Annotated in this window: 16 protein-coding genes; 10 read left to right on the forward strand and 6 right to left on the reverse strand. The window is 61.8% G+C overall.

Annotated features, from left to right (window positions below; translation table 11 throughout):
* Both G3446_RS12430 and G3446_RS12435 read left to right on the forward strand, forming a co-directional pair.
* The coding region (locus G3446_RS12430; RefSeq protein ID WP_425338397.1) for a hypothetical protein at nucleotides 1-1,338 on the forward strand (1,338 nt) is incomplete at its 5' end.
* Nucleotides 1,339-1,526: 188 nt separating this feature from the next.
* Nucleotides 1,527-3,413, forward strand: coding sequence for a type I secretion system permease/ATPase (locus tag G3446_RS12435; protein ID WP_164453154.1), 1,887 nt, complete (start codon nucleotides 1,527-1,529; stop codon nucleotides 3,411-3,413).
* On the opposite strand, the gene tnpC is transcribed toward G3446_RS12435, so the two are convergent.
* Complete coding sequence (gene tnpC, locus G3446_RS12440; RefSeq protein ID WP_209262387.1) at nucleotides 3,347-4,351, reverse strand: IS66 family transposase; 1,005 nt, start codon at nucleotides 4,349-4,351, stop codon at nucleotides 3,347-3,349. The genes G3446_RS12435 and tnpC overlap by 67 nt on opposite strands.
* A 699-nt stretch (nucleotides 4,352-5,050) precedes the next feature.
* Between tnpC and G3446_RS12445 the strand changes: the two genes are divergently transcribed.
* Nucleotides 5,051-6,406, forward strand: a complete 1,356-nt coding sequence (locus G3446_RS12445; protein WP_164453155.1) for an HlyD family type I secretion periplasmic adaptor subunit — start codon at nucleotides 5,051-5,053, stop codon at nucleotides 6,404-6,406.
* A gap of 358 nt (nucleotides 6,407-6,764) precedes the next feature.
* On the opposite strand, the gene G3446_RS27470 is transcribed toward G3446_RS12445, so the two are convergent.
* Nucleotides 6,765-6,911 (reverse strand): hypothetical protein, encoded by a 147-nt coding sequence (locus G3446_RS27470; protein WP_167757080.1) that lies wholly within the window; start codon nucleotides 6,909-6,911, stop codon nucleotides 6,765-6,767.
* 213 nt (nucleotides 6,912-7,124) lie between these two features.
* Between G3446_RS27470 and G3446_RS12450 the strand changes: the two genes are divergently transcribed.
* From G3446_RS12450 to speE, 7 genes are all read left to right on the forward strand, one after another.
* Nucleotides 7,125-7,838 (forward strand): response regulator, encoded by a 714-nt coding sequence (locus tag G3446_RS12450; protein WP_164453156.1) that lies wholly within the window; start codon nucleotides 7,125-7,127, stop codon nucleotides 7,836-7,838.
* On the forward strand, nucleotides 7,835-9,202 hold the full coding sequence (locus G3446_RS12455; RefSeq protein ID WP_164453157.1) for an ATP-binding protein: 1,368 nt from the start codon (nucleotides 7,835-7,837) through the stop codon (nucleotides 9,200-9,202). Before G3446_RS12450 ends, G3446_RS12455 begins: the two co-directional genes overlap by 4 nt.
* Nucleotides 9,203-9,240: 38 nt before the next feature.
* Nucleotides 9,241-9,705: a peroxiredoxin gene (locus G3446_RS12460; protein ID WP_164453158.1), complete on the forward strand. Its 465-nt coding sequence runs from the start codon at nucleotides 9,241-9,243 to the stop codon at nucleotides 9,703-9,705.
* A 27-nt stretch (nucleotides 9,706-9,732) separates the two neighbouring features.
* Nucleotides 9,733-12,165 (forward strand): ATP-binding response regulator, encoded by a 2,433-nt coding sequence (locus G3446_RS12465; RefSeq protein ID WP_164453159.1) that lies wholly within the window; start codon nucleotides 9,733-9,735, stop codon nucleotides 12,163-12,165.
* The gene (locus G3446_RS12470) at nucleotides 12,162-13,043 is read left to right on the forward strand and encodes an ATP-binding response regulator (RefSeq protein ID WP_164453160.1); all 882 of its coding nucleotides are present in this window, start codon (nucleotides 12,162-12,164) and stop codon (nucleotides 13,041-13,043) included. Before G3446_RS12465 ends, G3446_RS12470 begins: the two co-directional genes overlap by 4 nt.
* 11 nt (nucleotides 13,044-13,054) lie before the next feature.
* Nucleotides 13,055-13,390, forward strand: coding sequence for an ArsR/SmtB family transcription factor (locus tag G3446_RS12475; RefSeq protein ID WP_164453161.1), 336 nt, complete (start codon nucleotides 13,055-13,057; stop codon nucleotides 13,388-13,390).
* 87 nt (nucleotides 13,391-13,477) lie between these two features.
* The gene (gene speE, locus G3446_RS12480; RefSeq protein WP_164453162.1) at nucleotides 13,478-14,341 is read left to right on the forward strand and encodes a polyamine aminopropyltransferase; all 864 of its coding nucleotides are present in this window, start codon (nucleotides 13,478-13,480) and stop codon (nucleotides 14,339-14,341) included.
* Nucleotides 14,342-14,540: 199 nt separating this feature from the next.
* On the opposite strand, the gene G3446_RS12485 is transcribed toward speE, so the two are convergent.
* From G3446_RS12485 to G3446_RS12500, 4 genes are all read right to left on the reverse strand, one after another.
* A complete protein-coding gene (locus tag G3446_RS12485) occupies nucleotides 14,541-15,743 on the reverse strand; it encodes an ammonium transporter (protein WP_209262388.1) in 1,203 nt (400 codons plus the stop codon).
* A gap of 142 nt (nucleotides 15,744-15,885) precedes the next feature.
* Complete coding sequence (locus G3446_RS12490) at nucleotides 15,886-17,196, reverse strand: ammonium transporter (RefSeq protein WP_342450107.1); 1,311 nt, start codon at nucleotides 17,194-17,196, stop codon at nucleotides 15,886-15,888.
* Nucleotides 17,197-17,217: 21 nt separating this feature from the next.
* Entirely contained in the window at nucleotides 17,218-17,556 is a 339-nt protein-coding gene (locus G3446_RS12495) for a P-II family nitrogen regulator (RefSeq protein ID WP_164453164.1), read from the reverse strand.
* Between the two features lie 77 nt (nucleotides 17,557-17,633).
* Entirely contained in the window at nucleotides 17,634-18,356 is a 723-nt protein-coding gene (locus G3446_RS12500) for a TorF family putative porin (protein WP_164453165.1), read from the reverse strand.
* Nucleotides 18,357-18,376 lie beyond the last annotated feature (20 nt).

The following is an 18,376-nucleotide window of genomic DNA, read 5'->3' on the forward strand; positions in this document are numbered from 1 at the left end:
TCGGGCAAGGTGTTGATCGACCCGAACGTGGGTCCGGATGAGACCGACTCCGATGCCATCGACCAGGGCAATGGCGTCTCGATCATTCCTGACATTGATGTGGTTGCCGATCAAGACACGCCGAACAACGACGCCGGTGTGGCAGCACCGGTTCCATGTTTGGCAACTATCGTTGGTGACACCTCAATGTATGAGGGGCAAGTGAAGTCCTTCCAGGTGCAAGTTGACAATGCCGTAACCGAGGATACAACATTCTTCCTCGACATACGCGACTTGGGCGCGAACTACCAGTCGGGGTACACTTCCGGTATTCAAAATCAAGACATCATGTGGGGTGGGTACTATTCGGTAGTATCCTGGTGGAGTACGCAGTATGTTTACGGCAGGGTGCCTAATGCCACGGATGCTCGGTACGGAGATCGTCCTATGGTCGGTCCAGCCTATGCGACTTGGGACTATTCGACATCGATGAATGGTATGTGGGATGATCAGTACATCAGTTTGACGATCAAGGCTGGGCAAACAAAGTCTGATTCATTCCAGGTGTCCGCATGGAATGAAAAGATCACGACTGACAACTTAATCCACAGCTCTACCGCAGGCATTGAGTACAACGAGTATTTTTCGATCAACATCAATAGCGTGTCGGGAGACGACTGCGTTACGATCGCGGAACAATCCCAGATGGTGCAGATCATCGATCAATCTTGGATCAATCGCGTCTCTCCTGTTGCGCTCGATCTCAATGGTGATGGCAAAATCGATGTCACCGGTGAAACCTCCTCTCGCCTAAAGGACCCCGAAGCCGATCTAGGTCGTACGGTACAGTTTGACATCGATGCCGATGGCGACCTGGACACGATCGAGTGGATCGAGTGCACCGGGGATGGTCTCCTGGTCGATATGTCCAAAATTGGCGCCGATGGCACTATAGACGGCTCTGCGCTATTCGGTGACGACGCCGGTCGGTACGCGAACGGTTACGAGAACCTCGCGCAGCACGATGATAATGGTGATGGTCTTGTTTCGGGTGCCGAGCTTGAGGGTATTGGTCTGTGGATCGACGATGGCGATGCGGTTTTGGAAGACGGTGAACTCCAGTCTGCCGCCGAAGCTGGTATTGCTTCTGTGTCTACGCAGATGGAGATCGTGTCGGACGACAAAGGGCGGGATTTGATGCGCTCGACCGCCAGTACCACCGACGGTGAGGAAATTATGTCGGAAGATGTCTGGTTCGCCACCACGACCGAAGATATCTTGGATATAGCTGCAGATCCGGCAGTCGCGGCCGCTAATCTTGATCTGATGACCGAAGCGTGTATGGATGATCTGGGTTAGTAGGTGCATACCTCGTTGTAGGGCGAGGTAAAGAAGATGTGGGCCCGCGATAGTCTATATCGCGGGTCTATTGGTTTTTGCGCTCGGAGTTTGTGAATGCTTCGAGTGTTTGCACTGAGAACGCCGGATCGTTGGCCTGCAGCGCAGGCTAAGCTGGTTTGCTGTCAATACAGTTTGTGGTTTCTACTATGGCAACAACAAGTAACAACGGTAGCTCGATGCCGGCTATTGGCGACTCGGGGTTTCAAGTGCCCTTGTGGTCACGCCCACTGTTGTTGTTTTCACTCTTCGTTAATTTGCTGTTGCTCGCACCCGCCATACATCTCTTGCAAATGTACGATCGCGTGCTGGTGTCGCAAAGCTTCGATACCTTAATCTACATCACCGTAATCGCCGTAGTTGCCTTGTTATTCTATGCCATTGGCGAGGTTGTCCGATCGCGTCTGGCGACCCGCATTGCACATGGGTTTATCGCTAAATATTCTGACACTATCTTTGATTTTCTGGTGCATGATCGTGCGAACTCACTCGATGCCACCAAGGTACTCAAGGATCTCAACACCATTCGTGCGTTCTTGAGTGGTCGGCAGTACATCACGATACATGATCTACCGTTTTTTCCGATCTTTTTGGCGTTTCTATTCCTGCTGCATATGACCTTGGGGCTGGTTGCCGTGGTCGGTATCGCAATGATGGTCGGTATCGCGTTGTCCAACTCCGCGCTGACGAAAAAGGCCCGGGACGAATCCGGTGACGCGAGCAGCGAGGCCAGTTCGTTTTCGCTGACGGTGATGCGGCGTACGGATGACATCCGTGCCATGGGGTTGCTGCCTTCTATTATGCAACGCTGGGGTGGAAAGACCGCCACATCGTTGAATGCCGCTGATCGGGCGTCAAAGAGCGCCGCCGCTTTTTATGGCATGAGCCGATTTGTTCGTCAGGCGTTGCAAGTGTTGGTAATGGCTTGGGGTGCGAGCCTGGTTCTGGGTGGCGATATGTCCGGCGGCATGATGTTTGCCGCCAGCATGCTGCTGGGTAAGACGCTGATGCCGATCGAGCAACTGATTGGCGGCTGGGACGGGCTGATCAGTTTTCGCAAAGCCAGAAATTCCATAAAGACGGCGACCGCAAAATCCCAGAAAGCAACCTTGGTTGAGCTACCGGCACCCGAGGGATTCTTGAGCGTCGAAAATTTGGTGTTTCATCCCAATGCCGATACCGGGCGAAAGCCGGTGGTTGACGATGTCTCTTTCGAGCTCAAGCCAGGCCAGATACTGGCATTGATGGGGGCTTCGGGTGCCGGAAAATCCACTGTTTCACGCTTGATCGTCGGTGCTATCGCACCGACCTCAGGTTACATAAAGCTCGATGCATTCGATATTGCCCAATGGCCGGAATGGCAGCGGGGTCGGGCCATTGGGTATGTACCTCAGGATATATTACTGTTCCCGGGTACAATCGCTGAGAACATCGCCCGACTGGAAATCCAGCCCGACGATGAGGCGCTGGTACGTGCGGCCAAATTGGCCGGCGTTCATGAACTGATTGGTCATTTGCCTGACGGCTACAACACGATGCTCGGTCCGGACAAAACCCCGCTATCAGGTGGTCAAAGACAACGCATAGCCTTGGCGCGAGCCTTTTATACCGAGCCGAAAGTTCTGATCTTGGACGAGCCCAACGCGCACTTGGATGCGACCGGAGATAAAATCCTGATGGCATCCTTGAAAGCCGCCAAAAAACGAGGCGTTGCCATACTCATTATTTCTCAGCGTAAATCTATTACCCATGTCGCCGACCGTTTGATTGTGATGGCGAACGGCAAGATCACCGCGCAAAAGTACAGGAATCCACGCTATGCTTCCGCAAACAAAATGCTGTCCCCAGGCGAAAGTAAGCCAACAGGAGGGAAAAACTCAAGCGGTCGAATTTTGAAACCAAGGCAATTGCAGAAAGCGCAACCGGACCATGCCGACAAGTCGTCGAATAGAGGCAAAACGGCAGCCGTTCATAGACCTGGCAGCGGAGCCGCCTCGCGACCGGCGCGGCGCTCAGCGATCACACCGGCCAGATAGGGCCAAGGCACATGGCCGCGTTTAGGACAGGTTTCGATCACGCTGGCCGACACGGTGAAGGTGCGCGACCCGGCCTCGCAGCGCGTGCCCATCATGAGGCGTCGCGCGATCACCCAATGGCGCAGCGCCCGCTCGGCTTCGTTATTGGTGATCGGCCACTGGGGATTGTCCAGCACGCGAAAGATCGCCTCCCAGTCGTTCCAGAGCTCGACGGCCAAGGCGCGCGTCTTGGCGTGGCGGTGCCCGAGCAGGCGCACGCAGGCGGCATGCAGATCGTCGAGCAACGCGGCATGGAGGGAGGGCAAATCGACCGGCGGGCCGTCACGCGCGGCATGGATGACGCCAATCAGGGTGTCGAAGGCGTTTTGGACCTGATGCCCGAAGGCTTGGGCCTCGCGATCGTAGCTGTCGATCAACCCCTGCGCCTTGCGCGTGAGGTGCGCCCAGCAGCGCAGGCGCTGGGGCAGATGGCGATAGACCTGCCAGCCGTCGCTCATCAGCCAGCCGGTGAAGCCCGCCAGGAGGCGATCGAGGACCTCACGCCCGCGCTTGCCGACCACGAACAGGGTGACGGTGGCACTGGTGAAGACCCACAGCCACAGCAACTCGGCGCCTTGCGGCCAGGAGGTCTCATCGGCGTGCAGCAGGTCTCTGTCCACCACCGCCTCGATCAGGTCTTTCTCCAACGGTGCCGCCGCGGCGGCGGCCTCGCGCAGGGTGCGATCCAGGGTGCCGACGCTCAGGCTCAATGCCAGCCAGTCGTGGAGAAACTCCCGCATCCGCCGTCGCGATAGGCGAAAGCGCAGATGCAGGGCGACGATGCGGGTCGCGAGCCCCGGCCCGACCAGACGCCATCGCTTAAGGTCGCCGGCGCTAAAGTTGGATCTTCGACCCGCCCTTCGCCGGGGCGTGCGCGCCTGTGATGACCGCAGGCGCAGGTGGTTTCATCGAGACGATGATCGGTGACCTGCAGGTGCAGGCCCGGTTGCTCGGGATCGCCCCACACCAGATCGACCGACTGAAAGCCGGCATAGGCGACACGGGGCGCGCCGGCCGGCAGCGCCTCGGCGCAGGCCTCGAAGGCGCTGGGATGATGGTGCCGCGTCTCCTGGGCCCGCAGGACCTGGGTGCGCCCGAAGCCGGGCGCGCCAGGTTGCTTGCCGGCTTTGCGCTTGGGTTTCTCGCTCGACGCGCGCGCTGGCGCGTGCGTCTTCAGGGGGGTCGGGCGGATCTTCCGGGGGCGTGGTCGTTTCGTCGTCCCGAGCCAGGGTGGTCGTGTCGCCCTCCGCCCCGTCCGGCGCCTTCGCCTCCCCCGCCCACGGGCGCTCCCAGGGCGCACGACTGCTGGGCGGACTAGAACTCTTGGCCGGATTCCGATGCAACCGTTTGCGCGCTTCTTTCAGGCCGTCCAACAGCCGCAGCGACAGGCCACGCAACCCATCATCGTCCAAGGCCTGGACGTTGGCTTCATCAAGCTGACTGAGGCTGTGGTCGCTCAGATGCATCGGTCAGGGGCGCGGTCTCATCGGGCGGCGAAGATAGGCTCATCCTGGCCAGGCCGGGTGGTTGCGGTCAAGGGGGGACTCTGTACGGCTACGCAAAACGATGCGCCAGTACGTGGCAGGAAGTTTTAAAACATGACGAAACCATCAGTGGTTCATCATTGGGCGGATACCGTCGCGGTTGAAACAGCCAGCATCACTAGAGTGGGACTGCTGACAGTTGGCGCCTTTATAACAATTTTCGGGCTTTGGGCTGTTTTATTTCCGCTGTCTTCGGCCGTGATCGCAATGGGGTCGGTCATTCCGGTTGGTAAAAGTAAAACTGTACAACACCCCACCGGGGGGACGGTGATTGAAATTCACGCGGTCGATGGCCAAGTTGTCGAGCCCGGAGCCCCGATCGTGACGTTGGACCCCATTATCGATCAAGCCGAACTGGGTCGCTTGCAAAGTCGATACGCCTTGCTGCAAGCCATCGAAGCACGTCTGGTTGCGCAGTATGCCGACGAAGCATCCATTCGTTTTCCTGGCCATTTTCATAATTCGGACGAAATGACATCGGTAAGACTTGCCGAATCCTTGTATAAGATCAGGTACGATCAGCTCATGGCCGATCAGCAAAGTGAATTTGATGACAATCGTGAGTTATTGATCAAAGAACTGTCTGAGCTCGACCAGCAAGTGAGTTCTGCACGCGGTCAGCTCAAGGGTCTGAAAAGCCAGAAAAACAACACTATCAAAGAACGAAAAAACCTTGCCAAACAGATAAAGCGCATTCAGCCATTGCTGAAAGAGGGTCACTATGCGCGCAACGAGGCCGATGAACTTGAGCGACTGTTTTTACGCTTGAGTGGCGAGCTGGATCGTCTGAACACCGAGATTACCGAGTTGGAATTTCGCGTTAGTGAAATACTTGACAGAAAGGCCGCGACCATCGCCGGGCGGCGTGGCGAGATCAGTCGTCAACTGTCCGAAACTCGCGGCGAGATGGATAGCGTCAAAAACCAGATCTCGGCGGCCGGTAACACCGTTGAAAAAAGCGATATCCGCGCATCAGCCGGCGGTATATTGACAAAGTCCGCAGTAAATACCATCGGTGGTGTCATCCGCCCGGGCGAAGTGATCGCAGAAATCGTACCGGTTGGTGGCTACAAGATCGAAGCACGAATCGCGCTACGGGATGTCGACTACGTTCAGACCGGACAGGACGCGAACGTCGTGATCACGGCATTCAATCGCCAGTTGAACGATCCTATACCCGCTACAGTAGATTATGTTGCCGCGGATTCAGAGGTAGATGAAAAAACCGGCGAAGAATATTTTACGGCCCGGTTGACCTTGGTCGAAACGCCTAATGTAATCCAGCAGTTGAATAATCTTCGCGCGGGGATGCAGGGCGAAGTCTATATCACTACCGGTGAGAGAACCTTTCTCAACTACGTACTGAAACCCTTGTCCGATGGGTTCAGGCGCGCGTTCCGAGAAAGCTGAATAGTTACTAAAACTGAAGTTTTTCGGTTCTGAGAACGCCCGGCTCGGCAGCGACTTGCGGTCCTGGGGTTCCGGTGGGGTTTGCGCGAAAACGGGCAAAACCCTCGAGAACTCCCCCCGCCTAGGCGCGGAACCCCCTCCAATAGGGCAAAACTTCAGTTACTAATAAATTCAAGTAATGTAACTTTACCTGATTACCCAGAATACTCGGCTATCGTCAGCAGCTGGGCGTGCGGCCGTCCTATTCTGAAACTGGAGCAAGGAGGGCCAGTCGCGCAAAAAAGAGCCGCGACGGCAGGGTGTGTGGCTGCCGTGCGACCCAGTTGGCTTGCTGCTCGGAAACTGAGGGGCGAGGACCCTAGCTCGGGGTGCCGTCGTCTTCGGGGGCTGACTCAGGGATGATCGTTCGCTTCTTGCTTTCGTTGCGATTGACCAGGGCGATCAGGAAACCGCCGCAAAGGACGCTGGACGACAGGCCCAGCAGGGTGAGGGCATCGAAGCTCATGCGCAGGTCTCCGTTCTCCGTTGGTCGAAATGCATCTCCTTGACCCTCGAGCACGGACGCCTGTGAAGCGAGGTACCGACGTAAACCGCCATTCTACTTTGCGGGTCTGTGGCTATGTTGCACGCAAGCCGTTAACAGAGTATTTCGGCATCTGCTAATGTTGTAACAAATTGTTTCTAAGATTCCGGCCACACGGCCGAGCGCGATGTCCTTATGCTTGATCGAGTGTTGCGAATCCTCGTCGTGGACGATGACCCGGGGCTCCGGGCGCTGTTGAGCGACTATCTCGCGCGCGAGGGATTCGCGGTGGCCGGCGCCGAGGACGGGGAGGCCATGGACGCCTGGATGGCGGAGAACGAGACCGATCTCGTCATCCTCGATCTCATGCTGCCCGGCGACGACGGGCTGACGCTTGCGCGCCGGCTGCGCGCCAAGACGGACGTCCCCATCATCATGCTCTCAGCTCGTGGCGACGAGGTGGACCGTATCGTCGGCCTGGAGGTCGGCGCGGACGACTATCTCCCCAAGCCTTTCAATCCGCGCGAGCTACTGGCGCGTATCCGCGCGGTGATGCGGCGCCGTCAGCCGGCCCGGGAGGACGACGAGCGCGAGCAGGACATCATTCGGTTCGGCCCCTACAAGCTGGATCTCGCACAGCACGAGCTGAGGCGCGGCGACGAGCTGGTCGGCTTGACCAGCGGCGAGCTCGATCTGCTCCGCGTCCTCGCCGAGCATCCGGATCGCGTTCTCGACCGCGACCGACTGCTCGATCTGCTCAAAGGCTACGAGCGCTCGCCGTTCGACCGCAGCGTGGATGTGCAGATCGCCCGGCTTCGCGCCAAGATCGAGCCCGAGACCAAGCATCCCAGATTCATCCGCACCATTTGGGGCAAGGGGTACATGTTCACGCCGGCAGGAGATTCATGAGGCTGCTGCGGCGTCTCGTTCCGGCGACGCTGTTCGGCCGTGCGCTCCTGACGCTGATCGTCACCTTCGGCGCCTTCGCTCTGGTCACCTCCTCGGCCCTCGTGTTCTATGCCCTGATCCCGGTGGCGCATCGCTCCGCGTCCGACCTGGCCAGCATCATGGTCCTCTCGGCGCGCACCTTGACCCAGCTGCCGCCCGACCTGCGCGACGAATACAGGAACCGGCTCGCGACGGAATACCAGATTCGCCTTGCCGAGGAGCGGCCTCTGGCGGATTCCCGGCGCTATTTCTTCCCTTATCTCAAGCGCGTCGAAGAGGCCCTTTCGCAGCGTCTGGCGCACAGGGTCGAGATCGTCACCAGCGTCGCCAACGGCGAGCGCTGGTTTTGGGCCGCCATTGGGGTTGGCGAGGAAACGCTCTGGACAGGCTTTCCGCGCAGCCGCATCGGCACACGGCCGTTGCAGGGCCTCGCGGTCGTCGTCTTGGTGGCTGTCTTTCTCATCATCGTGACCACGGTCATTTTGGCGGGGCGTGTGTCGCGTCCGCTGCGGCGTCTCGCCGAGGCGGCGGAGCAGGTTGCGCTCGGCTTCTCTCCCAATCAGCTGTCGGAGACCGGGCCGCGCGAGCTGGCGAATCTGGCCCGGCAGTTCAACGAGACCAGCCGCCAGATTCGCGAGCTGCTGGCGAACCGCACCATGCTGCTGGCTGGCATCTCGCACGACCTGAGAACACCGCTCACTCGCCTGCGGCTTGCGGTCGCCATGCTTCCCCAGGGCACGTCGCCGGATCTGGTGGCCCGCCTGGAGCGTGACATCGACGAAATGGGCGCGCTCATCACGCAAGCCGTGGAGCTTGGCAAGAACCTCGGCGCCGGACGGCGCGAGGTCGTCGATCTTCGCATCCTGGTCGAAGAGCTCATCGTCGGTCAGCCCCGTGTGATCTCGGAAGGCGGTCCGAGATGCCACTGCCGGGTGGATGCCCTCGCCGTAAGGCGGATCGTCGGTAACCTCTTGGAGAACTCCCTGAGGTATAGTCGGGACCTCGTCGAGGTCTATCTGGACTGCCAATCCAGTCGGCCGGTGATCTTCGTGCTCGACCGTGGCTCGGGCATTCCGGAGGGCGAGCTGGAGGCCGTGCTCCGGCCTTACTATCGGCTCGAGGGCTCGCGCAATCGCGCGACCGGCGGCACTGGGCTGGGTCTGGCGGTGGCCCATCAGCTGGCGCTGGCGAACCAGATCGAGCTCCGTCTGGGGCGTCGGCGAGGGGGCGGCACCATCGCGAGCGTGCGCCTGCCCAGTCAGTGCTGGGACAAGGATGCGACTGCCGCGCCCCGCAGAGTTGACGCTCGCGCTGGGGGTCCCTAAATTCGGGTCTCCGATTCAGACCACCGGAGCAATCAGCAATGCTGCAAGCTGGCGATCGCGCCCCTGTCTTCTCTCTGCCGAACGCCGACATGGAGCGGGTCGATTTCGCGGAGCTGATCGGTCACCACAACACTGTGGTCTATTTCTATCCAAAGGACGACACGCCGGGCTGTACCATGGAGGCGCTCGACTTCACGGACCTGCAAGGCGAGTTCGACGCGGCCGATACCGAGATCATCGGCATCAGCCGCGACAGCTGCAGCAGCCACGGCGCCTTCCGTGACAAGCTGGGACTGAGCTTCCATCTGCTCTCCGACACGGACGGCGAGGTGTGCGAGGCTTATGATGTGTGGCGCGAAAAAGAGGCGCATGGCGAGAGGCGGATGGGGATCGTGCGCTCGACCTTCGTCGTGGATCGGGAGGGGGTCATCCGTTACGCCCTCTATGGCGTCAAGCCGAAGGGCCATGCCGCGCAGGTCCTGCAGCTGGTCCGCGCGCTCTAGCCGCACCTCGCCCCTGCGCTCTCACGCTTGAAGCTGCGCGCCTACATCCTCGTCTTCCTGCTGGTCTTCGGACTCATGCCGCTGATTCTGGCGGCGGTGATCAATCTGCCCTTGGTGCTTGATCGCACCTCGATGTTCTACCAGCGGGCATATCTGCAGAATCTCCGCGCCGATTTCCGCGACCTGGATCAGCACCTGGCGAGCCGCCATGAGATGATTCGGCTGCTCTCCAAGCTGCCGGAGCCGGGACTCATCCTGGGCGAGCGTGGCGACGCGGATCAGATCGACGTGGCCCGTGCCCGTTATACCGCATGGATCAACCAGATCCTCGCCGACCAGCGCGATGTCATTCAGATCCTCTTCGTCGATCAGGGCGGTCAGGAGCGCTTCTGGCTGGCGCGCGACCCGGTCAGCCAGGAGTGGCGCCCCACGGCTCGGCCCCCGCAGCTTCCTGATCGGCGTTTCCTCGCGGTCGGCCTCGAGAGTCAGCCCAAGACCGTCATGGTGAGCCGGATCCGGGTCGACCGTGGCGCGGGCGCCGAGGATCCGCGTCAGCTCATGACCTTGGATCTGGCGAGTCAGATCGGCGGCGATCAGGACGGCCATGCCAAGGGTGTCGTGGTGCTGACCATCGACGTGGGCGGTCTGGCCGATTTCTACCGCAATACCCTCTGGGTCAATCACGACGGGAGCTATCTCCGGCCAGGGGAGCCGGCGAGCGGCGAGCCCGAGGCCTTCGAGGCCTTTCCCGGCCTCGAGGAGATCTTCGCCGAGGGGAAGCTCGCGCTCTGGAAGGGAAGTCAAGGGCGCCAAATGCTCTGGGTGCCGATGTTTCTCACCGAGGACGGCTTGCCGCTCTGGGTCGGCCGGCCGGTCGATCCCTCGCCTATCGACGCCTTCCGCGACGCGCTCATCGTCCGGGTGCTCTCCATCATTTTTCTGCTGGTGCTCTTCGTGATGGTGCTGGCGCGCTGGATCGCCGCGCGGCTGGAGCACTTCGGTCAGGAGCTGACCGGCGGGATCGGTCAGATCCTGCGCGATGGCCGACCGCTGCGTTTCAGCTGGGGCGGTCCGCGCGAGATCCGCGAGCTCGGCGAGCAGCTGACCGCGCTCGCGGAGACGCATGCGGAGCACCTGCGCACGGCGCGCGCGCATACGCGCGAGCTGGAGAAATCGAACCGCTACAAGTCGGAGTTCCTCGCCAACGTCAGCCATGAGCTACGCACGCCGCTCAACTCCATCCTGCTGCTCTCGAAGATGTTGGGGGGCGAGAGCAGCGGCCTGACGCCAGCGCAGCGGCGCCAGGCCCAGGTGATTCACGAGGCGGGGCGGGATCTCAGGACCATGATCGACAACATCCTCGACATCTCGAGGATCGAGGCGGGTCACGTCAGCCTGTCGCTGGAGTGGGTCGAGCTCAAGCCCATGCTCGAGGAGCTGATGGAGCTGTTCTTGCCCATGCTGACGGACAAGCCGGTCGAGCTCAGCCTCAGCGTCAGCCCTCAGGCCAGGGGCCGGATCTTCAGCGATCGGGACAAGCTGCGCCAGATCCTCAAGAATTTCCTCGCCAACGCCATCAAGTTCACCGAGCGCGGTCAGGTCCACATCGGCGTCGCCGCGCGCGACGACAAGCGCTATCCGATCGTGCTGAGCGTCTCCGACACGGGCATCGGCATCCCCGCCGACAAGCAGGAGATCATCTTCGAGGCCTTTCAGCAGGCGGACGGGTCCACGCGTCGCAGATATGGCGGAACCGGGCTCGGTCTCTCGATCAGTCGTGAGCTGGCCGGTCTGCTGGGCGGCTCCATCGAGGTCGAGAGCGCACCGGGGGCGGGCGCGCGCTTCTCACTGCTCCTGCCGCTTTCCGCCGACATCACGCAGACGGCGCGGCAGGCCGAGGCGGAGCCGAGCGCGGGCGACGTCGTCGGGGCGGACCAGGCTGCGGAGAGGATCGTGACGGAATCGCCCGTCGAGACGCGCATCGAAGCGGATTCCACCTGGGTCCTGATCATCGAGCGTGACGTCAAGACGCTGGTTGCGCTGACCTCGGATCTGAGCGCGCTCGGGCTGCGGGTGCAGACCGCGGCGGATCTCGATGAGGCTTTGGAGACCCTGGCCGAGGAGGGCGAGGGCTGCGAGCTGGTGCTCCTGGCGGCTCAGGTGTCCACCGAAATGACCTGTGATACGATCCGGGCCTTGAGCGAGAAGAGTCGGGAGCCCCACCCGGCGGTTGCCGTGATCGGCCCCGCGGCCAGCGAGAGCCAGATCGACGTCTTCCTCGACGTCGGCGCCCTGGCCTATCTTTCCAAGCCGATCGACCAGGAAAGGCTGAGTGCCCTGCTTGCGCGCGTCCTGAGTCGGCCGGTCGATCTGGAATCGCCGTCGTCGCCCTCGGATCCTGAGGGTGCTGGAGTCTTAAGCAAGGTGGATGCCAATCGCCCAGAGGAGGAGACGACATGACTCGCTATGCCGGGTTCAAGCTCCTGATCGTCGATGATCACGCGCACAACCTCTTCACCCTGCGCACCCTGATCGAGGCGCACATGGACGTCACCGTGCTCGAGGCACATTCCGGGCAGGAGGCGATCGATTGCACCCATCAGCATCCGGACGTGGATCTGATCATCCTCGATGTGCAGATGCCGGAGATGGATGGCTTTCAGACCGCGTCGCTGCTCAAGATGCGCAAGCGCACGCGCGACATTCCCATCATCTTCCTCACGGCGGCCTTCAAGTCGGAGGAGTTCCAGCAGCAGGGCTTCGCGGTCGGGGCCGCCGACTATCTGCTCAAGCCGATCGAGGACAATCAGCTGATCAACAAGATCAGCACCTATTTCAGGCTGATCGAAAAGGAGCGAGAGCTCAATCGCACCCTGGAGCAGAAGGTGGCCGAGCGGACCCTGGAGCTCGCCGAGGCACGCCAATATCTCGAGAACATACTCACCTACATGGGCGAGGCCCTGTTGGTGCTGGAGCCGGATGGCACCATCAAGCTGACCAATCCGGCGGCGCGTCAGATGCTTGGCTACAGCGCCGAGGAGCTGACGGGCATGTCGATCGGAGATGTCTTCGAGGAAGAGGGCGATGCGGAGGCTGGAGCCTTCATGGGCACTTGGCTTGAGGCCTTGATTCGCACTGGGGCGCTCAGCAAGATCGAGGCGCGCTTCATCGCGAGCGACGGGCGCCGGGTGCCGATCCTCTTCTCGCGAACGGCGGTGAAAGACAGCGCCGGCCATATCAGCGACATCATCTGCATCGCCAAGAACATGACAGGGTACGTCCGAGTCGAAAAAGAGGCGGACCCGACAAGGCATCGGGCCGCGCGTGAGGTCAATTAGGAGGATGTATGATGGCCGAGCCAGCAAACCCTGAGTCTTTGGGGGCGGAGGATACGGCGCTGACCGCCAACGCCCTCAAGGCGATGGCGCATCCGTTGCGCTGGAAGATTCTCTGCTCGCTGGGCGATACCGAGCTCTCCGTCGGCGAGATCGTCGAGCGCACGGGCACTTCGCAAAGCAACATCTCGCAGCATCTCGAGCAGCTGCGGAACAAGAACATCGTGGTCGCGCGCAAGGAGGCCAATCGCATCTACTATCGGATCCGCAACGGGCAGCTCTTGGATCTGATCGGCATCATGCGCGAGGTGCTTTGTCCCGCGAACCTGGACGATCGTCCGCCTCAATAACCCCCTCTCGATCGCGCCCGCCGCTGACTTGTGGCGGTGCGCCGCCTTTCCCATAATGGCGGCCCATCTTCGTCACGGACAGCCGCCATGCTTGAGCCCCGTCACTGGTTCACCGAGATCGCCGGCGATGCCGGCAGCGCATTCTCGCTGCGTCTCCGCGAGAAGCTCCATGAGGAGCAGACCCCCTATCAGCTGATCGAGGTCTATGCGACCGAGGGCTTCGGGAATCTCATGGTGATCGACGGCTGCACCATGCTGTCGACCCGCGACAATTTTCTCTACCACGAGATGATGTCGCATCCGGCGCTCTTCACTCATCAGGCGCCCAAGCGTGTCTGCATCATCGGCGGCGGCGATTGCGGCACCCTGAAGGAGGTGCTCAAGCATGCGAGTGTCGAGTCCGCGACTCAGATCGATATCGACGAGGCCGTGACCAGGCTTGCCGAGCGCTACTTTCCCGAGCTGACCAGCTCCAACTCAGACGCGCGCGCCCAGCTGCGCTTCGAGGACGGCATTCGCTGGATCCAGCAGGCCGAGGCCGGGAGTCTGGACCTCATCATCGTCGACAGCACGGACCCCGTCGGTCCAGCCGAAGGGCTCTTCACCAAGGATTTCTACGCCGATTGCTGGCGCGCCTTGGATGCCGGGGGGATCCTAGTCCAACAGAGCGAATCGCCGCTCTATCACATGCAGATCCTCAACGACATGCATGGCGCGATGCGTGCCGCCGGCTTCGCGGCATCGCGCACGCTGTTCTTCCCGCAGGCCATCTACCCCTCGGGCTGGTGGAGCGCCACCATGGCGGGCAAGGAGACCGACCTCGCGCGCTTTCGAGCCGAGGATGCGGAGCGCAAGGCCTTCGAGACGCAGTATTACAACGTCGAGATCCATCGTGCGGCGCTCGCCCAGCCGGAGTTCTTTCGACACGGGCTCGCAGGGTCTCCAGACTGACGATGCGGGCCGTCGCTGGCCCTCGGCGCTTTTCCTGCGCGCACAAAAAAGGGGGCCTCATGGGGCCCCCAATCGATTCACAAGATGCAAAGCATGAATCAGGGCGGGGAGCGGTGAGCCTGAGCCACCGCTCGCCCGGTTGGCGCTCTTGGGCGCGTCAGTCAGTCAGTGATGCATGCGGAGCTCTCGACGCGATCGCCTAGATCGCCCCGCGCGAGCCCACGAACTCCGGATAGGCCTCGAGTCCGCACTCGCCGATGTCGACGCCTTCGTACTCCTCTTCCTCGCCGACGCGGATGCCCACCGTCAGTCTCAGGAGGAGCCAGACGACGAAGGACGTCACGAACACCCAGCCGAGGATGGCCCCGAGCCCGATGGCCTGAGGTGCGAACCCAGCATCCGTATTGGTGATGGGCACGGCCATCAGGCCCCACATGCCGACGATGCCGTGTACCGAGATGGCGCCGACGGGGTCGTCGATGCGCAGCTTGTCCAGCGTCACGATGGCGAAGACCACCAGCACGCCGCCGACGGCGCCGATCAGGGTCGCCATTGCGGGAGATGGCGTCAGGGGCTCGGCCGTGATGGCGACCAGGCCGGCCAGTGCGCCGTTCAGCGCCATGGTCAGATCCGCCTTGCCGAAGAGCATGCGTGCGGTGACGAGGCCGAGCACGGTGCCGCCCGCGGCCGCCATGTTGGTGTTGACGAAGATGGCCGCGACGGCATTGGTGTTCTCGAGCCCGGTCAGCGCGAGCTGCGAGCCGCCATTGAAGCCGAACCAGCCGAGCCAGAGGACGAAGGTACCCAGGGTCGCCAGCGGCAGGTTGGCGCCCGGAATGGCGTTGATGGAGCCGTCCTTGCCGTACTTGCCCTTGCGCGGACCGAGCAGCAGCACGCCCGCCAAGGCGGCGGTGGCGCCGCAGAGGTGAACGACGCCGGATCCGGCGAAGTCATTGAAGCCGAGCTCCTGCAGCCAGCCGCCGCCCCATTTCCAGTAGCCCTGCACCGGATAGATGAAGGCCGTCAGGACGACGGCGAAGAGCAGGAAGGACCAGAGCTTCATGCGCTCCGCGACGGCGCCGGAGACGATGGACATGGCCGTCGCGACGAAGACGACCTGGAAGAAGAAGTCCGACATCAGGGCGTGGTTGAGGCCTTCCTCCACGATTTTGGACTCGCTGTGATCGCCGCCGAACATGAAGGCGAAGGAGATGTCTGGGACGAAGCCGTTGCCGCCGGCCGGGTACATGATGCCGTAGCCGACGATCATGTACATGATGCAGGCCACGGAGAAGAGCGCGATGTTCTTGGTGAGGATCTCGGCGGTGTTCTTGGCCCGGACCAGTCCGGCCTCGAGCATGGCGAAGCCCGCCGCCATCCACATGACGAGTGCGCCCGTCATGAGGAAGTAGAAGGTGTCGAGCGCATAGGTGAGCTGCGTGGTGGCTTCCACGAATGTCGCCTCCGTATGGGATTCGTGGGCCGCGGCCGCGGCCCGGGGACAGGAAGATGGCGGCCGGGGGAGGCCGGCCGCCGTGCGGGCCTTAGAGGATGTAGCCGCGCTCGTCGTGCTGGGAGATGTCCAGACCTTCGGTCTCCTGCTCCTCGGTGACGCGCAGGCCGATGGTGGCCTTGAGGATCAGCAGGATGAGGAGGCTGACGACACCGCCGTAGACGAGGGTCGCGATCACGGACAGGAACTGGATCCAGACCTGACTCGCGATAGTCATCCCCTCGGCGAGTCCGGCGCCGCCGAGGCTGGCGTCGGCGAACACGCCGGTCAGGATGGCGCCGACGATGCCGGCAATGCCATGCACGCCCCAGACGTCCAGGGAGTCGTCATAGCCGAGCCAATGCTTGACCTTGGTCGAGGCGATGAAGGCGAAGAGCGCGCCAGCGAAGCCGATGGCGATGGCGCCCATGGGGCCTGCCGTGCCAGAGGCCGGGGTGATGGCGACCAGGCCGGCGACCGCGCCCGTGGCGATGCCTAGAACGGACGGCTTGCCGTGGTTGATCCACTCCGCGAACATCCAGGTCAGGGCCGCCGCGGCGGTCGCGAGCTGGGTGACGGCCATGGCCATACCTGCCGTGCCGTCGGCGGCAAGCTCAGAGCCGGCGTTGAAGCCGAACCAGCCGACCCACAGCATGGATGCGCCCATCACTGTCAGGCCAAGGTTGTGCGGAGGCATGGCGGTGGTCGGGTAGCCCTTACGCTTGCCGAGGACCAAGGCCGCCATGAGCGCGGCGACACCCGCATTGATGTGCACCACGGTGCCGCCGGCGAAGTCCAGCGCGCCCATCTCGCCGATCCAGCCGCCGCCCCAGACCCAGTGGGCGATGGGGGCATAAACCAGGGTGACCCACAGCGCCATGAAGATCAGCATGGCGGAGAACTTCATGCGCTCGGCGAAGGCGCCGACCATGAGGGCGGGGGTGATGACGGCGAAGGTCATCTGGAAGGTCATGAAGACGGTCTCCGGGATGGTCCCGGACATGGCATCGACGGTGACGCCGGACAGGAAGAGCTTCTCGACCCCTCCGATCCAGTCATTCATGGCGCCGCCGTCGGTGAAGGCGAAGCTGTAGGCGTAGACGGCCCAGAGGATGCTCATCATGCAGGTGATGGCAAAGCACTGCATAAGCACGGAGAGGACGTTCTTGGAGCGGACCAGGCCGGCGTAGAAGAGCGACAGGCCGGGGATGGTCATGAAGAGCACCAGGGCAGTCGCGGTCAGCATCCAGGCCGTGTCGCCGGAGTTGAGCGCGTCCTCTTGCGCCGAGGCGAGCACCGGCAGGCCGAGCAGCGAAACCGCGAGCAGCGGTTTCAACAGGTTTAGAGTGCGGATGGATTTCACCGTTACTTCTCCCGGGCTGAATCAGAGCGCATCGGCGCCGGTCTCACCGGTGCGGATGCGAATGACCTGGTTGAGGTCGAAGACGAAGATCTTGCCGTCGCCGATCTTGCCGGTGCGGGCGGCCGAGCTGATGGCCTCGATGACCTTTTCGACCATGTCGTCATCGACGGCGATCTCGACCTTGATCTTGGGCAGGAAGTCCACGACGTACTCGGCGCCGCGATAGAGCTCGGTGTGGCCCTTCTGGCGACCGAACCCCTTGACCTCGATGACCGTGATACCGGAGACGCCGATGTCCCCGAGGGCCTCGCGCACGTCGTCGAGCTTGAAAGGTTTGATGACGGCTGCAACTAATTTCATTGCGGTTTAGCTCCTGTATTGACCGGGGAAGCGCTGGCTCCCCGGTCGGTGGGTCTCAAGTCGCGAAGGGCGCTCGATCAGAATTCTTTGTTCCAACCGATCCAGAGCTTGGGATCTTCGTCGTAGGTGTCGCGCAGGACCTGGTCATAGTTCAGGCTGAAGGTGCCGAACTCGCCTGCCTCGCGGCTGATGGAAGCGCCGACGTGGCCGTAGTCGTTGCCGCCGTCGTTGTAGTCGAAGTCGTAATAGCCGCCGTGGATGCCCAAGCCGAGCTCGTAGGGCAGGGCGAAGTCGAGAGAGGCGTAGTAATAGAAGTCGCCTTCGATGAAGAGGGCCTCGTCGTCGACCACGCCGGGAGCGTCGTTGGCCTGGCCGTAGACGGTGTAGGCGATGCCGGCGGTCAGCCACCTGTAGCTCGCGCTGGCGCCGATCTCCGCGAAGTCGGTGTCGCGGCCGTCCGGGTAGGCATAGTAGACCACGCTGAGGTCATAGCTGAGGTCGTCGTTGATGGCCCCGCCGAAGCCTGCGTAGATGTCCCACTCGTAGTTGGTGTCGTCGCCGAAGTTGACGTTCGAGAGCCAGGTGCCGGCCGAGAAGCCGCTCTCGTGGGCATAGTCCAAGCCACCCTGAACAGCGGGCTGGTTGTCGGTCTGAGTCTGGCCGCGCCAGATGTAGTTGCTGACGACGCCGATGTTGGCACTGACCGAGTGCGGTCCTTCGGCGGCCGCGGTCTGCCATGCGCCCGCACCCATTGAAAAGGCGCCGGCGGCCAGGATGGCGCTGATGCGTTGTGCTTTCATTGCTCGATTCCTCGTTAGGT

The sequence above is a fragment of the Thiorhodococcus minor genome, assembly GCF_010820565.1.
Lineage (GTDB): Bacteria > Pseudomonadota > Gammaproteobacteria > Chromatiales > Chromatiaceae > Thiorhodococcus > Thiorhodococcus minor.

Bases quoted from the DNA above. Each gene is read 5' to 3' on its own strand.
- speE (WP_164453162.1), top strand. From the start codon at position 13,478: ATGCTTGAGCCCCGTCACTGGTTCACCGAGATCGCCGGCGATGCCGGC.
- G3446_RS12435 (WP_164453154.1), top strand. From the start codon at position 1,527: ATGGCAACAACAAGTAACAACGGTAGCTCGATGCCGGCTATTGGCGAC.
- G3446_RS12445 (WP_164453155.1), top strand. From the start codon at position 5,051: ATGACGAAACCATCAGTGGTTCATCATTGGGCGGATACCGTCGCGGTT.
- G3446_RS12495 (WP_164453164.1), bottom strand. From the start codon at position 17,556: ATGAAATTAGTTGCAGCCGTCATCAAACCTTTCAAGCTCGACGACGTG.
- G3446_RS27470 (WP_167757080.1), bottom strand. From the start codon at position 6,911: ATGAGCTTCGATGCCCTCACCCTGCTGGGCCTGTCGTCCAGCGTCCTT.
- G3446_RS12475 (WP_164453161.1), top strand. From the start codon at position 13,055: ATGGCCGAGCCAGCAAACCCTGAGTCTTTGGGGGCGGAGGATACGGCG.
- G3446_RS12460 (WP_164453158.1), top strand. From the start codon at position 9,241: ATGCTGCAAGCTGGCGATCGCGCCCCTGTCTTCTCTCTGCCGAACGCC.
- G3446_RS12455 (WP_164453157.1), top strand. From the start codon at position 7,835: ATGAGGCTGCTGCGGCGTCTCGTTCCGGCGACGCTGTTCGGCCGTGCG.
- G3446_RS12485 (WP_209262388.1), bottom strand. From the start codon at position 15,743: ATGACGGGCGCACTCGTCATGTGGATGGCGGCGGGCTTCGCCATGCTC.
- G3446_RS12450 (WP_164453156.1), top strand. From the start codon at position 7,125: ATGCTTGATCGAGTGTTGCGAATCCTCGTCGTGGACGATGACCCGGGG.
- G3446_RS12500 (WP_164453165.1), bottom strand. From the start codon at position 18,356: ATGAAAGCACAACGCATCAGCGCCATCCTGGCCGCCGGCGCCTTTTCA.
- G3446_RS12470 (WP_164453160.1), top strand. From the start codon at position 12,162: ATGACTCGCTATGCCGGGTTCAAGCTCCTGATCGTCGATGATCACGCG.